The 15,728-nt window shown below is 32.8% G+C and carries 17 protein-coding genes; 3 read left to right on the top strand and 14 right to left on the bottom strand.

Features of this window, described 5'->3' with window-relative positions; genetic code table 11:
* Window positions 1-7: 7 nt before the first annotated feature.
* The 3 genes from ACWJKS_RS00875 to ACWJKS_RS00865 all read right to left on the bottom strand — a co-directional run bounded on the left by ACWJKS_RS00875 (window position 8) and on the right by ACWJKS_RS00865 (window position 2,604).
* A complete protein-coding gene (locus ACWJKS_RS00875; protein ID WP_216303355.1) occupies window positions 8-1,036 on the bottom strand; it encodes a glycosyltransferase family 4 protein in 1,029 nt (342 codons plus the stop codon).
* A 116-nt stretch (window positions 1,037-1,152) separates the two neighbouring features.
* Window positions 1,153-1,641: a deoxycytidylate deaminase gene (locus tag ACWJKS_RS00870; protein ID WP_216303356.1), complete on the bottom strand. Its 489-nt coding sequence runs from the start codon at window positions 1,639-1,641 to the stop codon at window positions 1,153-1,155.
* Between the two features lie 234 nt (window positions 1,642-1,875).
* Window positions 1,876-2,604 carry an ATP-binding protein gene (locus ACWJKS_RS00865; RefSeq protein ID WP_216303357.1) on the bottom strand — a complete coding sequence of 243 codons (729 nt, stop codon included), beginning with the start codon at window positions 2,602-2,604 and terminating at the stop codon, window positions 1,876-1,878.
* Window positions 2,605-2,793: 189 nt separating this feature from the next.
* Between ACWJKS_RS00865 and ACWJKS_RS00860 the strand changes: the two genes are divergently transcribed.
* Entirely contained in the window at window positions 2,794-3,489 is a 696-nt protein-coding gene (locus ACWJKS_RS00860) for a Crp/Fnr family transcriptional regulator (protein ID WP_216303358.1), read from the top strand.
* Between the two features lie 345 nt (window positions 3,490-3,834).
* On the opposite strand, the gene ACWJKS_RS00855 is transcribed toward ACWJKS_RS00860, so the two are convergent.
* A complete protein-coding gene (locus ACWJKS_RS00855) occupies window positions 3,835-5,328 on the bottom strand; it encodes a hypothetical protein (protein ID WP_462959674.1) in 1,494 nt (497 codons plus the stop codon).
* Between the two features lie 182 nt (window positions 5,329-5,510).
* Between ACWJKS_RS00855 and ACWJKS_RS00850 the strand changes: the two genes are divergently transcribed.
* Complete coding sequence (locus ACWJKS_RS00850) at window positions 5,511-6,056, top strand: NADH peroxidase (protein WP_462960259.1); 546 nt, start codon at window positions 5,511-5,513, stop codon at window positions 6,054-6,056.
* Between the two features lie 86 nt (window positions 6,057-6,142).
* Here ACWJKS_RS00850 and upp read toward each other — a convergent pair whose 3' ends face one another.
* The 9 genes from upp to ACWJKS_RS00805 all read right to left on the bottom strand — a co-directional run bounded on the left by upp (window position 6,143) and on the right by ACWJKS_RS00805 (window position 13,640).
* Entirely contained in the window at window positions 6,143-6,772 is a 630-nt protein-coding gene (gene upp, locus ACWJKS_RS00845) for a uracil phosphoribosyltransferase (RefSeq protein WP_165413055.1), read from the bottom strand.
* Between the two features lie 27 nt (window positions 6,773-6,799).
* On the bottom strand, window positions 6,800-7,249 hold the full coding sequence (gene rpiB / locus ACWJKS_RS00840) for a ribose 5-phosphate isomerase B (RefSeq protein WP_216303360.1): 450 nt from the start codon (window positions 7,247-7,249) through the stop codon (window positions 6,800-6,802).
* A gap of 79 nt (window positions 7,250-7,328) precedes the next feature.
* The gene (locus ACWJKS_RS00835) at window positions 7,329-7,526 is read right to left on the bottom strand and encodes a hypothetical protein (RefSeq protein WP_216303361.1); all 198 of its coding nucleotides are present in this window, start codon (window positions 7,524-7,526) and stop codon (window positions 7,329-7,331) included.
* Window positions 7,527-7,580: 54 nt separating this feature from the next.
* Window positions 7,581-8,627 (bottom strand): L-threonylcarbamoyladenylate synthase, encoded by a 1,047-nt coding sequence (locus tag ACWJKS_RS00830; protein ID WP_216303362.1) that lies wholly within the window; start codon window positions 8,625-8,627, stop codon window positions 7,581-7,583.
* A gap of 127 nt (window positions 8,628-8,754) precedes the next feature.
* Window positions 8,755-9,483 carry a ZIP family metal transporter gene (locus ACWJKS_RS00825; RefSeq protein ID WP_216303363.1) on the bottom strand — a complete coding sequence of 243 codons (729 nt, stop codon included), beginning with the start codon at window positions 9,481-9,483 and terminating at the stop codon, window positions 8,755-8,757.
* A 548-nt stretch (window positions 9,484-10,031) separates the two neighbouring features.
* Window positions 10,032-11,108, bottom strand: coding sequence for a peptide chain release factor 1 (prfA, locus tag ACWJKS_RS00820; RefSeq protein ID WP_216303364.1), 1,077 nt, complete (start codon window positions 11,106-11,108; stop codon window positions 10,032-10,034).
* Window positions 11,109-11,238: 130 nt separating this feature from the next.
* Window positions 11,239-12,090 carry a peptide chain release factor N(5)-glutamine methyltransferase gene (gene prmC, locus ACWJKS_RS00815; protein ID WP_216303365.1) on the bottom strand — a complete coding sequence of 284 codons (852 nt, stop codon included), beginning with the start codon at window positions 12,088-12,090 and terminating at the stop codon, window positions 11,239-11,241.
* Window positions 12,091-12,144: 54 nt separating this feature from the next.
* A complete protein-coding gene (locus ACWJKS_RS00810; RefSeq protein WP_462953342.1) occupies window positions 12,145-13,053 on the bottom strand; it encodes a DUF1385 domain-containing protein in 909 nt (302 codons plus the stop codon).
* Between the two features lie 2 nt (window positions 13,054-13,055).
* Complete coding sequence (locus ACWJKS_RS00805) at window positions 13,056-13,640, bottom strand: thymidine kinase (RefSeq protein ID WP_462960258.1); 585 nt, start codon at window positions 13,638-13,640, stop codon at window positions 13,056-13,058.
* Between the two features lie 195 nt (window positions 13,641-13,835).
* Between ACWJKS_RS00805 and rpmE the strand changes: the two genes are divergently transcribed.
* On the top strand, window positions 13,836-14,054 hold the full coding sequence (gene rpmE / locus ACWJKS_RS00800; protein WP_165413047.1) for a 50S ribosomal protein L31: 219 nt from the start codon (window positions 13,836-13,838) through the stop codon (window positions 14,052-14,054).
* A gap of 65 nt (window positions 14,055-14,119) precedes the next feature.
* Here rpmE and rho read toward each other — a convergent pair whose 3' ends face one another.
* The gene (rho, locus tag ACWJKS_RS00795) at window positions 14,120-15,589 is read right to left on the bottom strand and encodes a transcription termination factor Rho (RefSeq protein WP_216303367.1); all 1,470 of its coding nucleotides are present in this window, start codon (window positions 15,587-15,589) and stop codon (window positions 14,120-14,122) included.
* Window positions 15,590-15,728: the final 139 nt, after the last annotated feature.

Genomic DNA, 15,728 nt, shown 5'->3' with positions numbered 1-15,728 from the left:
AACTAAATTACTCTTTTTGCTGAAAAATTCCATATTTCCAAGCCACTAAAACTATTATAACCATTACTGATGCTAACAAAAAATATGCCCTTTGATTACTAATTTGCATAGCTATAATGGCAATCCCACCTAAAACAGCGCTTATAAAATACATGATAATAACTGCTTGTTTTTGGCTGAGTCCCATATCCAAAAGCCTATGGTGCAAATGGCCTTTATCTGCTTGCATCATAGATTTCCCATTAACTTTCCTTCTAATCATAGCGAAAAGAGTATCATAAATAGGTAATCCAAAAGCTAAAATTGGTACTGCAATAACAAAAGATGTTGCAGATTTAATAGCCCCTTCAATTGAAATAGCTGCCAGAAGAAACCCTAGTAATTGAGATCCCGTATCCCCCATAAATATAGAAGCTGGATTGAAATTGTATGGTATAAATCCTAAAACAGCACCACTTAAGACAGCAGTCAAAAATGCTGCTTCGAGTCTTCCATTAAGCAAAGAAACTATCATTAAGGTAACAGAAGATATAAATGCTATACCTGCTGCTAAACCGTCTAATCCATCTATTAGATTAAAAGCATTAGTCACACCTACAATCCATATTATTGTTACCGGGATGTAAACCCATCCTATACTTAGATAAGGGTAAAATTCTCTAAAAGGGTTAGTTACAGTTGATATCCTTATACCTGATACTAAAAGGCATATGGCCGCTATAACCTGTATTAAAACCTTATATTTAGGACTTAAATCTTTAATATCATCTATAATGCCCCCAATAACAATAATAGTTGCTCCAATAATTATACCTATTTGGGAAGTTGTTAGGATGCCATTATATAAAATTATTCCTATAACAAAGGCTATGTATATAGCGAGCCCTCCCATAACTGGAATAGGCTTATTATGAACTCGCCTTTCATCTTTAGGAATATCTATTGCATTCACCTTTATTGCTAATTTCTTAACTAAAGGGGTAATTATAAAAGAAATTAAAGCTGTAATTATTGCTAAAATATACCTATTACTCATAAAAAACCTTTCTTTCACAAAAATATTGTTTCTATTTGATAAATATAGATTAAATCATCTCCTGCGGAGCTGAAATGTCGTTAAAGTTTATGAAACCAATTTACAGAATTTCATAATTAATATCCACCATCACCTTGAATTGAGTCATCATTTTCTATCCATTCCTCTACATATACAATTTTATATTGCGTTTTGTTATCTCTAATTATTACCTTCTCTATACCCGAATTAATTATAAACCTCTTGCACAAAGAACATGGAGACGCATTTATAACTAATTCACCGCTATTAACCTCTTTCCCAACTAAATACAAAGTCGACCCTAACATATCATTTCTCCGGGCTGATATAATTGCATTTTGCTCAGCATGTACTGATCTACAAAGTTCATACCTTGTCCCTCTTGGGACTTTTAATTCTTCTCTTCTACAGACTCCTAAATCACAACAATTCGCTCTTCCTCTAGGCGCTCCTGAATATCCAGTAGACATAATTTCATCATTTTTCACTATTATAGCTGCAAAATTTCTACGTAAACAAGTACCTCGTTCAGATATTGTTTCGCATATATCCAAATAATAATTATGCTTATCAATTCTTTCCATAATTATACCTCATATAAACATATTTTAATTATGTAGATTAAAAATTAAAAACTAAATTTATAATCTAATAATCAATCACTGTTATTTTACACTAAAACAACGATGATTTAAAGTGTTTAATGAACTATATATGCTAACTTACTATAAAGCACGTCAAGAGAAACATATATTATATGCCTCCTTGACGTGCTCAAGTATAGAAAGGGGGTGGGTTCGCAGCCCTCTATATCAATACTAAATTATTACTCCGTTTATACCAATAGTTACCTCTTTGTATGGAACTATTATTCCAGCTCGAAGCATAGCTTCCTTTACAGAATTAACAATACCCGCGCAACAAGGTACCTCCATTCTAACTACCGTAATACTTTTAATATTATTATTTTCTAATATCTCTGAAATTTTTTGTCTGTAATAATCATTATCATCGAGCTTTGGGCATCCTATTAACGTTACTCTTTCTTTAATAAATTCCTTATGAAAACCCCCATAAGCATACGCCGTGCAATCTGCAGCAATTAATATATCTGCACCCTTTAAAAATCCTGCCTTTGAATTAACTAGCTTTAACTGTACTGGCCATTGGTTTAATTCTGACTCTAGTGGCGAAGCATCGTAACTGCTTATTTTAGTTGCAGCTAGTTTAACATTCAAATTCACATTTCTTTTTATGGATTTTTCCATTGTACCAGGACATCCACAGGGTAAATTTGGTTTAGCATCATTTTGTTTCTTTTTTATTTCAACGGCCTGTACGTCATACTCTACAGCATCTCTTTGTATTATTTTAATAGCATCTGTTGGGCACCCTGGCAGACAATCTCCCAGACCATCACAATATTCATCGCTTATTAATTTAGCCTTACCGCTAACGAGCTCTATGGCTCCTTCATGACAAGCATTTATGCATAATCCGCAACCATTACATTTATTTTCATCTATACTAATAATATTCCTTTTCATATTTAAACTCCTCCATTTTTTATATATTCACATTGATGCCCATTCAAATAAATAACAATTCGTATACTATTTTATTTATCTTCATGTACCTAATTAATTTTTTAATTGACTGTATATGTTAATTATATTAAAATTACTTATACTAATATGTAACTTACGTTACCAAAATAAAAATTTGAGGGTGATTTGATGGATAAACTGGTAAATCATTTAAAACAGTGTATTTTATTTAAAGGTTTAACTTGTGACGAATTGCAAAATTTAATTACAAGTATAAATTATTCAATTTCCAATAACTGCAAAAATTGTACTGAATGCCAAACCTGCATTGTTGCTCTTGAGGGTGAAATCTGTGAATCTCTAGGCATTGTAATTGAAGGTAAACTAGAAGTACAAAAACATTATGCTAGTGGAAAAGTTGTTACCCTTGCAAAATTAGATAAAGGAAAAATTTTTGGAGAAGCAATCGCTTTTTCAGAGACAAATATATACCCAGCTACTATAGTATCTTATAAAGGTTCAATTATACTTTATATTTCAAAAAAAGATATTATAGCTATGTGTAGCTCCTACCCTAAAGTACTAAACAACTTCATGCAATTATTATCAAGTAAAATTCTTTTATTAAATAAAAAGATTAAAGAACTCTCTTTTGAAACCCTAAGGCAAAAAATATCTAATTACTTACTTTCTCAATATGAAATTCAAAAAAACTTAGCACTCCTACTTCCTATTTCTAGAAAAAGCCTTGCTGATCATCTAGGTGTACAGAGACCATCTCTTTCAAGAGAGCTCGTGAATATGAGAGCTGATGGCTTAATAGATTTCAACAAGAATTTAATTCAAATAAAAGATTTAGCTGGCATAGAAAATATATTAAATTAGCAACTTGTCGAATATGCTCGAACTTTTTCCACTAAAAGACATTAAATTTTACTTGATAATTATTATCCGTTAGTGTATAGTAGTAATTGTAGCAAAGATGAACACATATTTTTTATTTATTTAGTAAATTATATAACTAATATACGAGGGGATACAATTTATAATTGTTATCTTACTCAAAAGAGAGTAGTCACGGAAACTAATATGTAAAACTTAATTATGTATAGAGTCATTATAGTGCTATAAATTTTATGTTCAGAGAGCAGTTAGGAATAAAAATAGGTATAGCAAACAAGCCTACACGATGCAGGAATTTTCAGAAAAAAGTACTTAATTGTCAAACAGCTACTCTAATAAATTTAAAATACTAAAACCTGAAACTTTAAGTCTTGCATCTAGATGAATATTAATTCCAGCAATCATAGTCATAAATGAATAACGTTTTTTACCATGTATTCGTAAAGTATGAATTTTATAATCATTTAGAATACGATTGTTTATACGTTCTGAGCAGGTTCTAGTTTTATAAATAGTTTTCCATTGTTTTGAGCCGCGAGGCACAGGAGTAAACAACCGCAAATCCCATGATGGTTTAGTGTAGATTACTCGCCCATAAGGTGAAGGTGAGCACTGTTCACAGCAAGAGCAACTAGCAACCTTTTTTAAAACTAAAGGGCAACGCCATTTAAGGCGTGAACGACTTTTTTCATAACCGTTATAGACCATTTCATGGCCACCAATACAGATAGGAAATCCTTTTTCATTAATATCTAGAGTAACTGGATATTTTGAATTTCCTTTGTTTTTGGAGTTCAGATCAATAAAGGGATTAATGTTCCATTTAGAACATAATTCATATGTAGGGTAGTTATCATTAGCTGAGTCAAGAACATAATTTGATATAGTGAACTGCGGTAACAGTTCTCTAAATTCAGCTAATGCTACTATTCCAGTGACACTGTCGTGTCTGCTTGCCTCTACAAATCGTAGATAAATAGGTAGATCTATCTTATATTTTTTATTATAGACAGATAAAGCATAGAGAGTGTAGCCATAAAACCAACGATTTTCATGGCTGTCCCAACCCCAATTAGCATTTATGTCAGAAAGTCTACGAGGGCATTTGCAATCGTAAATTCCATTTTCACGGCAGTCACAAACTTTAGAACCATAGTAAGAAGACTTACAGTGAACACAAGTACCATCGCCGCCAACTGTAAGGTTATCTTTTTCTATTAAGTTAAGATTAAAAGAGGGTTCTACAGCAACTAATGAGAATATTTTTTGAAGCAGCCTTTCGGCTCTTAGGGAAAATGAGCGACCAGCTTCAAAAAAATCTGAAATTCTCTTAACAACACCAGTTTTTTTATTAGGAAGCTTTTTATTTTTCCCGGGTGCCTTAATTTTAGAGGGTTTCTTCTTATACGAATATATTTTTTTTAGGTTTACCCTGTCGGTAGACAGATTTGAAAGCCATAATCTAGAGATAAAATCATAATGAGCACCAAGTGATGGGACATTATTTTTAGTGCAGCCTATACAGGTTGCAAGTAACTCACAGGCATGAATCTTTTTAACCCAGTTGGTAATGCTTGTTTCCTTTTGAAAAAGCATTAAAGAAAATGAACGAAATATCTCAGGTTGAAGAGTTGCAGGTCTACCAATATTAGAATAATAAGGTTTTAATATCTCTCTAAGAATATCTAAGTCTAAGCAATACAACTTAGAGATAGAAGGTTCAAGTTCTATAATTTTTTTAGGAAAAGCTTTGTAGAAACATGAGAGATTTAAAATAATAAATTGCTGATAATCAGCATGAGAGCTCCAATTTTTAAGCATAAAATAATCCTCCTATTAAAACATGTCTTTAAGAGGAGGACCGCAAAATTTTACAGGCTTGTCAAGTGTTTTATGCAAAAAAAGTGGGGGAATCAACAAAAATTAATGATACTAAAAATGAGTAATCACAGGAGCTAAGGAGTTTCCGTGAAAGCTCAAAAGAATACGAGGGGGAAATTAATATGAAGAAATTTGTTTGTACAGTATGTGGATATATTCACGAGGGAGACTCCGCACCTAGCGTTTGTCCAGTTTGTGGTGCAAAAAGCGATAAATTTATAGAGAAAACTGAAAATGATATGTCATGGGCAGATGAACATGTCATTGGAGTTGCTAAAGGCGTAGATGCAGAAATTATAGAAGGATTAAGAGCTAACTTTGTTGGAGAATGTACTGAAGTTGGTATGTATTTAGCAATGAGCCGTCAAGCTGATAGAGAAGGCTTCCCAGAAGTTGCAGACGCTTATAAGAGAATAGCTTTTGAAGAAGCTGAACATGCTTCAAAATTCGCTGAAATGCTTGGAGAAGTTGTAACCGCAGACACTAAGAAAAACCTTGAAATGAGAGTTGATGCTGAACACGGAGCTTGTCAAGGTAAAAAAGATTTAGCTACTTTAGCTAAAAAACTTAACTATGATGCAATTCATGATACAGTACATGAAATGTGCAAAGATGAAGCACGTCACGGCTGCGCATTTAAGGGATTACTTAATAGATATTTTCAATAAAATTCAATTAAGTAAAAAAAAGCAACTTACAGATAATTTTCTGTAAGTTGCTTTTTAAGTTTTCATATATAAATTGTAATATTTAACTATTTAGTTCCGAATAATCTATCTCCAGCATCACCAAGACCCGGTACAATATATCCTTTTTCATTTAATTTTTCATCAATTGAGGCTACATATATATCTACATCTGGGTGTGCCTCCGTAATAGCCTTAATTCCCTCAGGTGAAGCTATAAGACACATAATTCTTATATTTTTTGCTCCTCTTTTCTTAAGAGCTGAAATTGCATCTATCGCAGAACCTCCTGTAGCAATCATAGGATCCGTAACAATTACATCTCTTTCACTAATGTCCTGAGGCAATTTACAGAAGTACTCAACTGGTTGCAACGTTTCCTCATTCCTATACATTCCTATATGTCCAACCTTAGCTGCCGGTATAAGATTTAGCATACCATCAACCATTCCTAAACCTGCTCTTAATATAGGTACTATAGCCATTTTCTTTCCAGCCAAAACTTTGCATTTAGTAATACAAATAGGAGTTTCAATTTCTACTTCTTCTAATTGTATATCACGTGTAACTTCATAAGCCATAAGCATTGCGACCTCTGAAACTAACTCTCTAAAATACTTTGAACCTGTGTTTTTGTCTCTTATGTATGCCAATTTGTGTTGTATAAGTGGATGTGTGATTTGCGTTACTTTACTCATATGTAATTCCTCCTGCTTTTTTAATGTTTATTTAGAGTATTTTTCCTCAATTTTATTTATTTTATCAATTCTTTTTTGATGTCTGTCCCCTTGAAATTTTGCAGCGATAAAAGTATCTACAATATCTAGGGCTAACCCGGTGCCAATAACTCGCTCGCCAAGCGCTAGTATGTTAGCATTATTATGCTCGCGCGTTGCATGGGCGCTAAAAGTGTCGCTGCATAGTGCAGCTCTTATCCCAGGTACTTTATTGGCAGCAATACTTATTCCAATCCCTGTACCGCATATTAGTATACCAAGTTCAAAATTTTTAACTGCTATTTCCTGTGCAACTTTTAGAGCATAATCTGGATAATCACAAGACTCCTCAGTATAAGTACCAAAGTCCGCTATCTGGATGTTTTTACTCTCCAGATGTTTAATAATCTCTTTTTTCAAACTTAAACCACCATGGTCACTACCTAATGCTATTTTCATTATGAAACACCTCCAAGAAATATTTTATTATCTAAAGATATTATGTTACAAAAAAAGAAGATATCGGTATTTAAATAAACTATTTAAATACTATTATCTTCTTTATCTTATCCAATAATAAGAATACATTATTCTTTAATCCACTAAATTCTTTCGAATATACTAAGACATCTTTAACATATGGGTCTATAATATTTATAGTATATATTTTACTATAAATAGCTTCTAGCATATAGTTTCTTCGCATTTTTTCATTACAAATATACGATATACCCATAGTTATCCTCCTCATATTCATCTGGAATAGATATCAACTATAAATTGTTATCTACTATACTTCAATCATATCAAAGCCTGCAGATTTCTTAAGCCTATTCATTATAGCAACACCTATACCCTTTTCCTCAAACGCTTCTGATAATATTAAATCTACATCGGTATCATCAAAACTTCTTAAAACTTCAAAAAGATTTTTGCCCACGCTATCTAAGTGCTTTCTGCTACCTAAGGAAATAACAGTGCCGCAACAATATTTAGCTTTAGTTTCATCTGTCGCTATAATCCCTATTTTTTTATTGCCCATATTATTCTGCACTATTTCATTGATTTTTGCAACAGTTTTTTCTAAATCTCCACATATAATTTTAACTGGAGATTTTGGTGCATAATGCCTATACTTCATACCAGGTGCTTTAGGTTTAAAATCGTCCTTTGGTTTAGACATTATATTTTTATCAATATATATTTTCTCATCTATCTCTCTTAACATCTCAATGGTTATAGCCCCCGGCCTTAGTATACATATAGGGGTACAAGTACAATCAACTATTGTTGACTCAAGGCCTACTTTACTTTTATCTCCCCCTAGAATATACTCTATCTTTCCATTTAAATCTTCAATACAACTTTCTACATCAGTTGGACTGGGTCTACCAGATATATTAGCTGATGGGGCTGCAATAGGTGTTCCAGCTGCCTCAATAAGTTTTCTTGCAATGAGGTTCGCTGGCATACGTATACCTACAGTATTGAGTCCCGCACTTGTAGTTATAGGTATCAAATCAGACTTATTAAAAATAAGCGTTATTGGTCCAGGCCAGTATCTATTCATTATTTCTTTGGCTATATAGGGTATTTCTTTAACTAAATACTCTATATTAAAATCTGCCACATGCACAATAAGGGGGTTATCCTGTGGTCTTCCCTTAGCCTTAAAAATTTTTTCTACAGCAATCTTATCTAAGGCATTCGCACCAAGACCATAAACTGTTTCCGTAGGAAAAACAACTAATCCGCCTTCAGCTATAACGAGCCCAGCCTCATTAATTATATTTTGTTCAATATTATTTTCATCTATTATTGTTATCTTCGTTTTCATCCTTACACCTCTTAATTAAATCATCATCTGCGGTGCTGCACATCTTCGAAGAAGATGCATTGACGACTTGAGAAGGAGATTTATACCCTCACTTATAGAAGTGGGAAGCTTTCCTTCTGAAATGTCGTTAAAGCACATTAGTCACTATTAACCCAACTATTATCCCCAAAAGTATTCCCAATGTGTTTGTGATTCCTGACCAAAGCTTTTTAGACTGTGGAATCATCTCTCCGTAAATCACATATAACATAACACCTGACGCAAATGCTAGAGCACCACCTAATATATTTACAGATATGCTGCCAATATAAATTCCTATCCAAGCGCCAATTGCAGTAGGCAAGGCTGTTAAAAATGCGTAAAATAATATTTTTCTGCTTTTTGTCCCCGAAAGCATTAGAGGTGCTGCCACAGCCAAGCCTTCCGGCACATCATGTATTGCAATTATAACGCTCATTTTAAGTCCTAAGTTCTCTCCGTTAACAAACCCAAATCCCATTATTAGACCTTCTGGAAAATTATGAATCATTATTCCAATGGCAACCATAAAAGCCACCTTTGTATATTGAGAATTTGCATTGCCACTTAAATTGCTGATTTTGTCTATTGTTACAACAACAATAATTCCTAGGATTAAAAATAATAAGGTTCCTAGCAATCCTGTTTTTTCTGTAGCTTCTGGAATAAGTTCAAAAACTACAATAGAAAGCATAAGTCCTGATGAAAATCCTATAATATTTCCTAAGAACTTTTGTGAAGGTTTGTTTATAATAACACCTAAAAACGCCCCTGTCATAGTACCAATCAAAGCTATTACTCCTGAAAATATGATTATCAAAACAATACTACTATTCAAATTTATACCCCCACTTTTATAGAATTATAATCATATATGCTACAATTCCATATGAGAATAAAGTATAGAAGCGTTTAGCTTTATGCTTATTTCCCTATACACTAATTTTATTTGTGTCAGTGGGGGTTTATGCCGCAATCTTTAATTTTTTCTATATCATCATCAGAAAAGACTGCTTGAACACAAGGTCTATATAAGTTATCTAGTAAAATATATTTCTTAAATCCACCTTTATTAATTATAAAATAGAAATAAGTTTCCTCTAAATTTTGAATTTTAATTTGTTATGAAGTACTACAAACGTAATCATCAGCTCGATGCAAACTAAATATATTATAAAAAAATATATTTATAATCTTTGATCTATTAATATATTTGGCGATAAAACAAAAATAAAGCACATTGATAGCATAAACATTTGTAAGTCCTCTTTTGCTTTCTAATGGCTTTATTTATATTCATAATTTCACCTTTCACTTATAATAATTAGAGTCCTTATAAAACACAACTCAATATGCTAGTCTATTTTCATGTGCCTACACTAAATTCTAATCATTATTACCCATGGATTTCATCTTTTCTGCTTGATCAGCAGTTATCAAGGTATTTAGCATTTCATCTATATCTCCATCAAGAAAAGATTCTAATCTATACAATGTTAACCCTATTCTATGATCTGTTACCCTTCCTTGAGGATAGTTGTAAGTTCTTATTCTCTCACTTCTATCTCCCGTACCTACTTGACTCCTTCTATCTTCAGCTATTCCTGCCGATCTTTCAGCCTCAGCTTTATCAAACAATCTAGATTTTAATATTTTTAGTGCTTTTTCTTTATTCTTTAACTGAGACTTCTCATCCTGACAAGAAACTACAAGTCCTGTAGGGATATGTGTCATTCTTACTGCTGAATCTGTTGTATTAACACACTGTCCGCCATTACCAGATGCTCTAAACACATCTATCCTTAAATCGTTAGCACTAACTTCAATGTCTACATCTTCAACCTCTGGCAGCACTGCTACAGTAGCCGTAGACGTATGAATTCTTCCGCTCGACTCTGTATCTGGAACCCTTTGAACCCTGTGTACTCCACTTTCGTATTTAAATTTACTATATGTAGATTCACCTTTTATCATAAATACCACTTCTTTGAATCCGCCAATATCAGTTTCATTAGCACTCATTACTTCAACTTTCCATCTATTACGCTCTGCATATCTTGTATACATTCTGAATAGATTTGCTGCAAACAATGCTGCTTCATCTCCACCTGCTCCTGCCCTAATTTCAACAAATACATTTTTATCATCATTTGGATCCTTAGGCAAAAGTAAAATTCTTAATTCTTCCTGCATAGTTTCTTTAGTTTGAGTTAAGTCCTTCATCTCTTCTTGAATCATATCTTTCATTTCTTTATCTGATTCTTCTCTAAGCATTTCTTTGTTTGATTCTAAATCCTGCTTAGCTTTTTTATATATTCTATATTTTGTAACGAGTATTTCCAATTCTGCATGTTCTTTGCATAACTTTTGCCATTCCTTTTGATTAGCTATAACCAACGGGTCGCAAATTTTAATTGAAATCTCATCGTATTTATTTTCTGTAAAATCAAGCCTACCCAACATATTTATCACTCCGTATATATATTTTCACATCATATTATTTTATCACAATTAGATTCAAAATACAAATTGCATCTAGCTAATACACCTTCGTCGAAGCTGTGTATCTCCGCAGGAGATGATTTAACATTTATTACACTAAAATGGCTTTAATGACCCTATCATTCCCAGCCAAATCTTTAATACATTCTATTTTCTTAAATCCTGATTTTAAAAGAATATTGCTAACTTCTTCTCTTTGATCATATCCTATTTCAAAAGCTAAGAGCCCTCCCTTTTTCAAAACCTGTAAACTCTCTTCTGTAATCCTCCTGTAAAAATCTAAACCATCTCTTCCACCACTAAGGGCTATATACGGTTCATATTCCTTTACATCATCCATTAAAGTTGGTATAACATCTTCTCTTATATAAGGCGGATTGGAAACTACCACTTCAAATTTCTTGTTTTGTTCAATAGGAGCTTTCAATAAGTCACTATTCTCCACGTTAACTCTAATAGCCAAGTCAAATCTTTCTATATTCAATTTTGCCACAGTTAAAGCGTCATCAGCTATATCATACAGCGTTACCTTCGTACTTTTAATGAATTCAGCTATGGCTATGCCAATAGCTCCACTTCCACTACAAACATCACACACTTCAGTATAAGCTTTTTCATTTATATGCCTAATTACTTCTTCAACTAAAATTTCAGTGTCAGGCCTCGGTATCAAAACTCCTGGCCTTACTATAAAATCCATTCCCATAAATTCGCATTCACCAAGAATGTATTTTATAGGCATTTTACTTTTTCTAATCTGAATTAACCGCGAAAATTCATTTTCCTGCTTTTGATTAAGATTAAAATCTCTATTAAGCATTATGAACAATTTATCCTTATTTAAAACCTTAGCAAGTAAGAGTTGTGAATCCAACAAATAACTTTCAATCTGAACTTTTTTTAAAATTTCATACGATTCTAGAAGTATTTCTCCTATATTCATTTCCTACCACCTTCATTTATGATTACCACGGGATGAATATATTTGTTTTTTATATTAGACACATTCAATACCCTCAGCTACTTTAAGCGCCTTTATTGCCACTTCTATCTGAGACAAATCCGGTTCCCTCGTAGTTAGGTTCTGCAATTTCAGTCCTGGATAAGAAAGGATTTTAGCTAGGGTGCCTGTGCTTTTTCCCATCCATTTAATAATTTCATAGCTTCCACCCGAAATCAAAGGAAGAAGTACTATTCTATACATTATTCTTTCCCAGATTGAATTCCAACCAGTTAAAGAAAACATTATTATACTAACTATCATAACTAAAAACAAAAAATTCGTACCACATCTTGGATGCAGTCTTCCAAACTTAGCTGCATTCTCTGGAGTTAATTCAACATTGTTTTCATAACAAAATATAGTTTTATGTTCTGCGCCATGGTATTGATATACCCTCTTGATATCTTCCATTTTTCCTATTAAATATACGTATATTAAAAATATTAAAACTCTAATAATTCCTTCTACAATATTCATACCCATTGTGCTTGCGCCCACCTTACTAAAAAAACTAGCTACAAGAGTTGGTAAAATAAAAAATAACCCTATAGATATAATCAATGAAATGACGAGAGATATCCCCACAATTACATCATTGCTTTTTTCCTTGAATACTTTTTTTATCCATTTATCTAATTTTGAAGGTTCTTCCTCTTCTTCAAAAAAAGAAGCTGAATAATTTAAAGTTTTTACACCTATAACTAAAGACTCAATTAAAGAAACAAACCCTCTTATTATTGGAAGCCCTAAAATTTTATTTTTTTTAGTGTAAGCTGTGTATCCTTTTTTCTCCACTACAATTTCCCCTTGCTCAGTTCTCACCGCGGTGGCAATTCCCGCGCTTCCTCTCATCATAACCCCTTCAATTACTGCCTGACCTCCGACATTTATGTTTTTAGCCATAGTTACCCCCCTTCTTTTGGGACAATGTGACACTTTCTACATCGCGCTTCATAGGATTCCGTAGCTCCAATTAAGACAATGGGATCTTCATATTTAGCCGGTTTCCCATTAATTAAACGTTGAGTTCTAGTAGCCGGATTGCCACACACTACACAAATCGCCTGAATTTTGTCAACAAATTCCGCCACAGCCAGAAGTGTAGGTATCGGTCCGAAAGGTATCCCTCTAAAATCCATATCTAAACCCGCGCATATAACCCTTTTATTGCTATCAGCTAAGGTAGTGATTACATCAATTATACCTTTATCAAAAAACTGTACCTCATCTATAGCAATAACTTGTGTATCCGCATCTAAGAGCTGCAACATCTGTGCGCTATCCTTAACCGGAACTGCATCTACCTTAGTTCCGGAGTGAGACACCACGTCTCCCCTGCTGTATCTATTGTCAATTTCAGGTTTAAAAACCTGCACTTTCTGTCTTGCAATTTTAATTCTTCTTATCCTACGTATAAGCTCCTCAGACTTCCCGCTGTACATAGGCCCTATAATAACTTCCACCCAGCCATGATTTTTTGGTCCGTACATATTTTTACCTCCAATTTGTTAATCCATGTTTTAAAAGCATAGCTTTAAGTATGCCTTATAATTTTTTGGCAAATCTTACACATGTTTTTTTACTTTAATATATTTTTATTCTTATTGACTTAATTATTAATTATATGATAAAATTAAAGAGTTGACAATACGGGTATATATTTTTTTTTGAAAGAGGTGAAAAATATGCAAGAAGCAATACATCCAGAATACCATCACGACACAGTTGTTAAATGCGCATGTGGAAACACTTTTACTACAGGATCTACTAAACAAGAACTTAAAGTAGACGTATGTTCTAATTGCCATCCATTCTACACTGGTAAGCAAAAGAATATTGATGCCGGTGGAAGAGTTGATAGATTCATGAAGAAATTTAACATAAAAAACGAAGATGCAGAATAATATATTAATGGAAAAGATTTAATTATCTTTTCCATTTTTTTAATTATACTAATTTAAAAATTATGTTATCTAGCTAATAATTCAAAATTCTTATTTATCATCTCAAAAAATTCATTATTACTCTTTGTTGTAGCTAATAAATTTAGGAGTTTTTCTGTTACACCTAATGCATTACCTTCTCTATACATTATCTTCCTTAAATTATATATAGTCTCCATTTCAATCTTAGTAAGCAATAAATCTTCTCTTCTTGTCCCTGATTTATAAATATCTATCGCTGGGAATATTCTTCTTTCTTGAAGTTTTCTATCTAAGTGAACTTCCATATTTCCTGTACCCTTAAATTCCTCAAAAATCATATCATCCATTCTACTTCCTGTTTCTACCAAAGCAGTAGCAAGAATTGTCAAACTTCCACCCTCTTCTATATTTCTAGCCGCTCCAAAAAATTTCTTTGGCATCAAAAGTGCACTAGGATCGAGTCCTCCGGATAGAGTTCTTCCTGAAGGGGTCACAGTTAAATTGTAAGCTCTAGAAAGCCTAGTTAAACTATCTAATAGAATAACTACATCTTGGCCTTGTTCTACCATTCTTTTAGCTCTCTCAAGAACCATAGAAGCTACTTTTGTATGATGATCTGGTTCTTCATCAAAAGTTGAATAAATAACTTCACCATTAATAGATCTCTGCATATCAGTAACTTCCTCAGGCCTTTCATCTATTAAAACAACAATTAGTTTTACTTCTGGGTGATTTATAGAGATACTGTTAGCGATTTTTTTAAGAAGTGTTGTTTTTCCCGCCTTTGGCTGTGCTACAATTATGCCTCTCTGCCCTTTTCCTATAGGAGAAATAATATCCATCATTCTCGAAGACAAATCAGTTGCACATGTTTCTAGTGTCAATCTTTGAGTTGGATAAATCGGAGTTAACTTTTCAAAAGGTCTTCTACCTACAGCTCTGTCAGGATTTTCTCCATTTACTTGTTGTACATACAACAGAGCTTTAAATTTTTCACCCTCTTTAGGCGTTCTAACCTTACCTTCTACTTCATCACCTGTTTTTAAGTTAAATCTTCTAATTTGAGATGGCGAAACATATATATCGTCAGGGCCTGATAAGTAATTATTCCCTCTTAGAAACCCATAACTATTGTTTTCGATTATTTCCAGAACTCCTCTTGCCGATCCCGATTCATTTATCATTTCTTGTAATTTTTCTTTTTTATTTTCATTTTGATTTTTAAAACCTGTATCATGTTCTGAATTATTGGTAGCTTGAGTAGTTTGAATTGGGTTAATTTCGATTTGCTTCTCTGAATTTCCTATAATATTGTCTCCAGCTGTAGAAGTGTTTTTGGGACTTATTTTTTCTCTTAAAATAACTCCATCCTTTTGCATAGAAACTGGCGTTATCTTTTTTATTTCCTCAATTAATTCACTTTTTTTAAGTTTAGAAATATTTTTAATGCCGAGTTCTTTGCAATGTTCCCGCAGCTCGACTACTGTCCTATTATCAAAATCTTTATTTATCAAAAATCTGCACCTCCGAAGGGTATTTCATATATAATATCTATTTAATAAATATCATGGGAATTTTAAAACGAGTCTACTATCCAATGAATTTTCTTGAAATGATATATTCTTTAAATTATATCCTATTTCACAATTTTAA

The sequence above is a fragment of the Clostridium sp. CM038 genome (assembly GCF_055081105.1).
The sequence above is the reverse complement of the archived record's forward strand: the minus strand, read 5'-3'. Positions and strand labels throughout refer to the sequence as shown.

Excerpts from the sequence above, each read along its gene's own strand:
- ACWJKS_RS00865 (WP_216303357.1), bottom strand. The coding sequence starts at position 2,604 with ATGAAAAGGAATATTATTAGTATAGATGAAAATAAATGTAATGGTTGC.
- ACWJKS_RS00810 (WP_462953342.1), bottom strand. The coding sequence starts at position 13,053 with ATGGCTAAAAACATAAATGTCGGAGGTCAGGCAGTAATTGAAGGGGTT.
- prmC (WP_216303365.1), bottom strand. The coding sequence starts at position 12,090 with ATGAATATAGGAGAAATACTTCTAGAATCGTATGAAATTTTAAAAAAA.
- ACWJKS_RS00870 (WP_216303356.1), bottom strand. The coding sequence starts at position 1,641 with ATGGAAAGAATTGATAAGCATAATTATTATTTGGATATATGCGAAACA.
- rpiB (WP_216303360.1), bottom strand. The coding sequence starts at position 7,249 with ATGAAAATAGCATTAGGTAGTGACCATGGTGGTTTAAGTTTGAAAAAA.
- upp (WP_165413055.1), bottom strand. The coding sequence starts at position 6,772 with ATGAGTAAAGTAACGCAAATCACACATCCACTTATACAACACAAATTG.
- ACWJKS_RS00855 (WP_462959674.1), bottom strand. The coding sequence starts at position 5,328 with ATGCTTAAAAATTGGAGCTCTCATGCTGATTATCAGCAATTTATTATT.
- ACWJKS_RS00875 (WP_216303355.1), bottom strand. The coding sequence starts at position 1,036 with ATGAGTAATAGGTATATTTTAGCAATAATTACAGCTTTAATTTCTTTT.
- ACWJKS_RS00850 (WP_462960259.1), top strand. The coding sequence starts at position 5,511 with ATGAAGAAATTTGTTTGTACAGTATGTGGATATATTCACGAGGGAGAC.
- ACWJKS_RS00805 (WP_462960258.1), bottom strand. The coding sequence starts at position 13,640 with ATGTACGGACCAAAAAATCATGGCTGGGTGGAAGTTATTATAGGGCCT.
- ACWJKS_RS00860 (WP_216303358.1), top strand. The coding sequence starts at position 2,794 with ATGGATAAACTGGTAAATCATTTAAAACAGTGTATTTTATTTAAAGGT.
- ACWJKS_RS00835 (WP_216303361.1), bottom strand. The coding sequence starts at position 7,526 with ATGGGTATATCGTATATTTGTAATGAAAAAATGCGAAGAAACTATATG.
- prfA (WP_216303364.1), bottom strand. The coding sequence starts at position 11,108 with ATGTTGGGTAGGCTTGATTTTACAGAAAATAAATACGATGAGATTTCA.
- rpmE (WP_165413047.1), top strand. The coding sequence starts at position 13,836 with ATGCAAGAAGCAATACATCCAGAATACCATCACGACACAGTTGTTAAA.
- ACWJKS_RS00830 (WP_216303362.1), bottom strand. The coding sequence starts at position 8,627 with ATGAAAACGAAGATAACAATAATAGATGAAAATAATATTGAACAAAAT.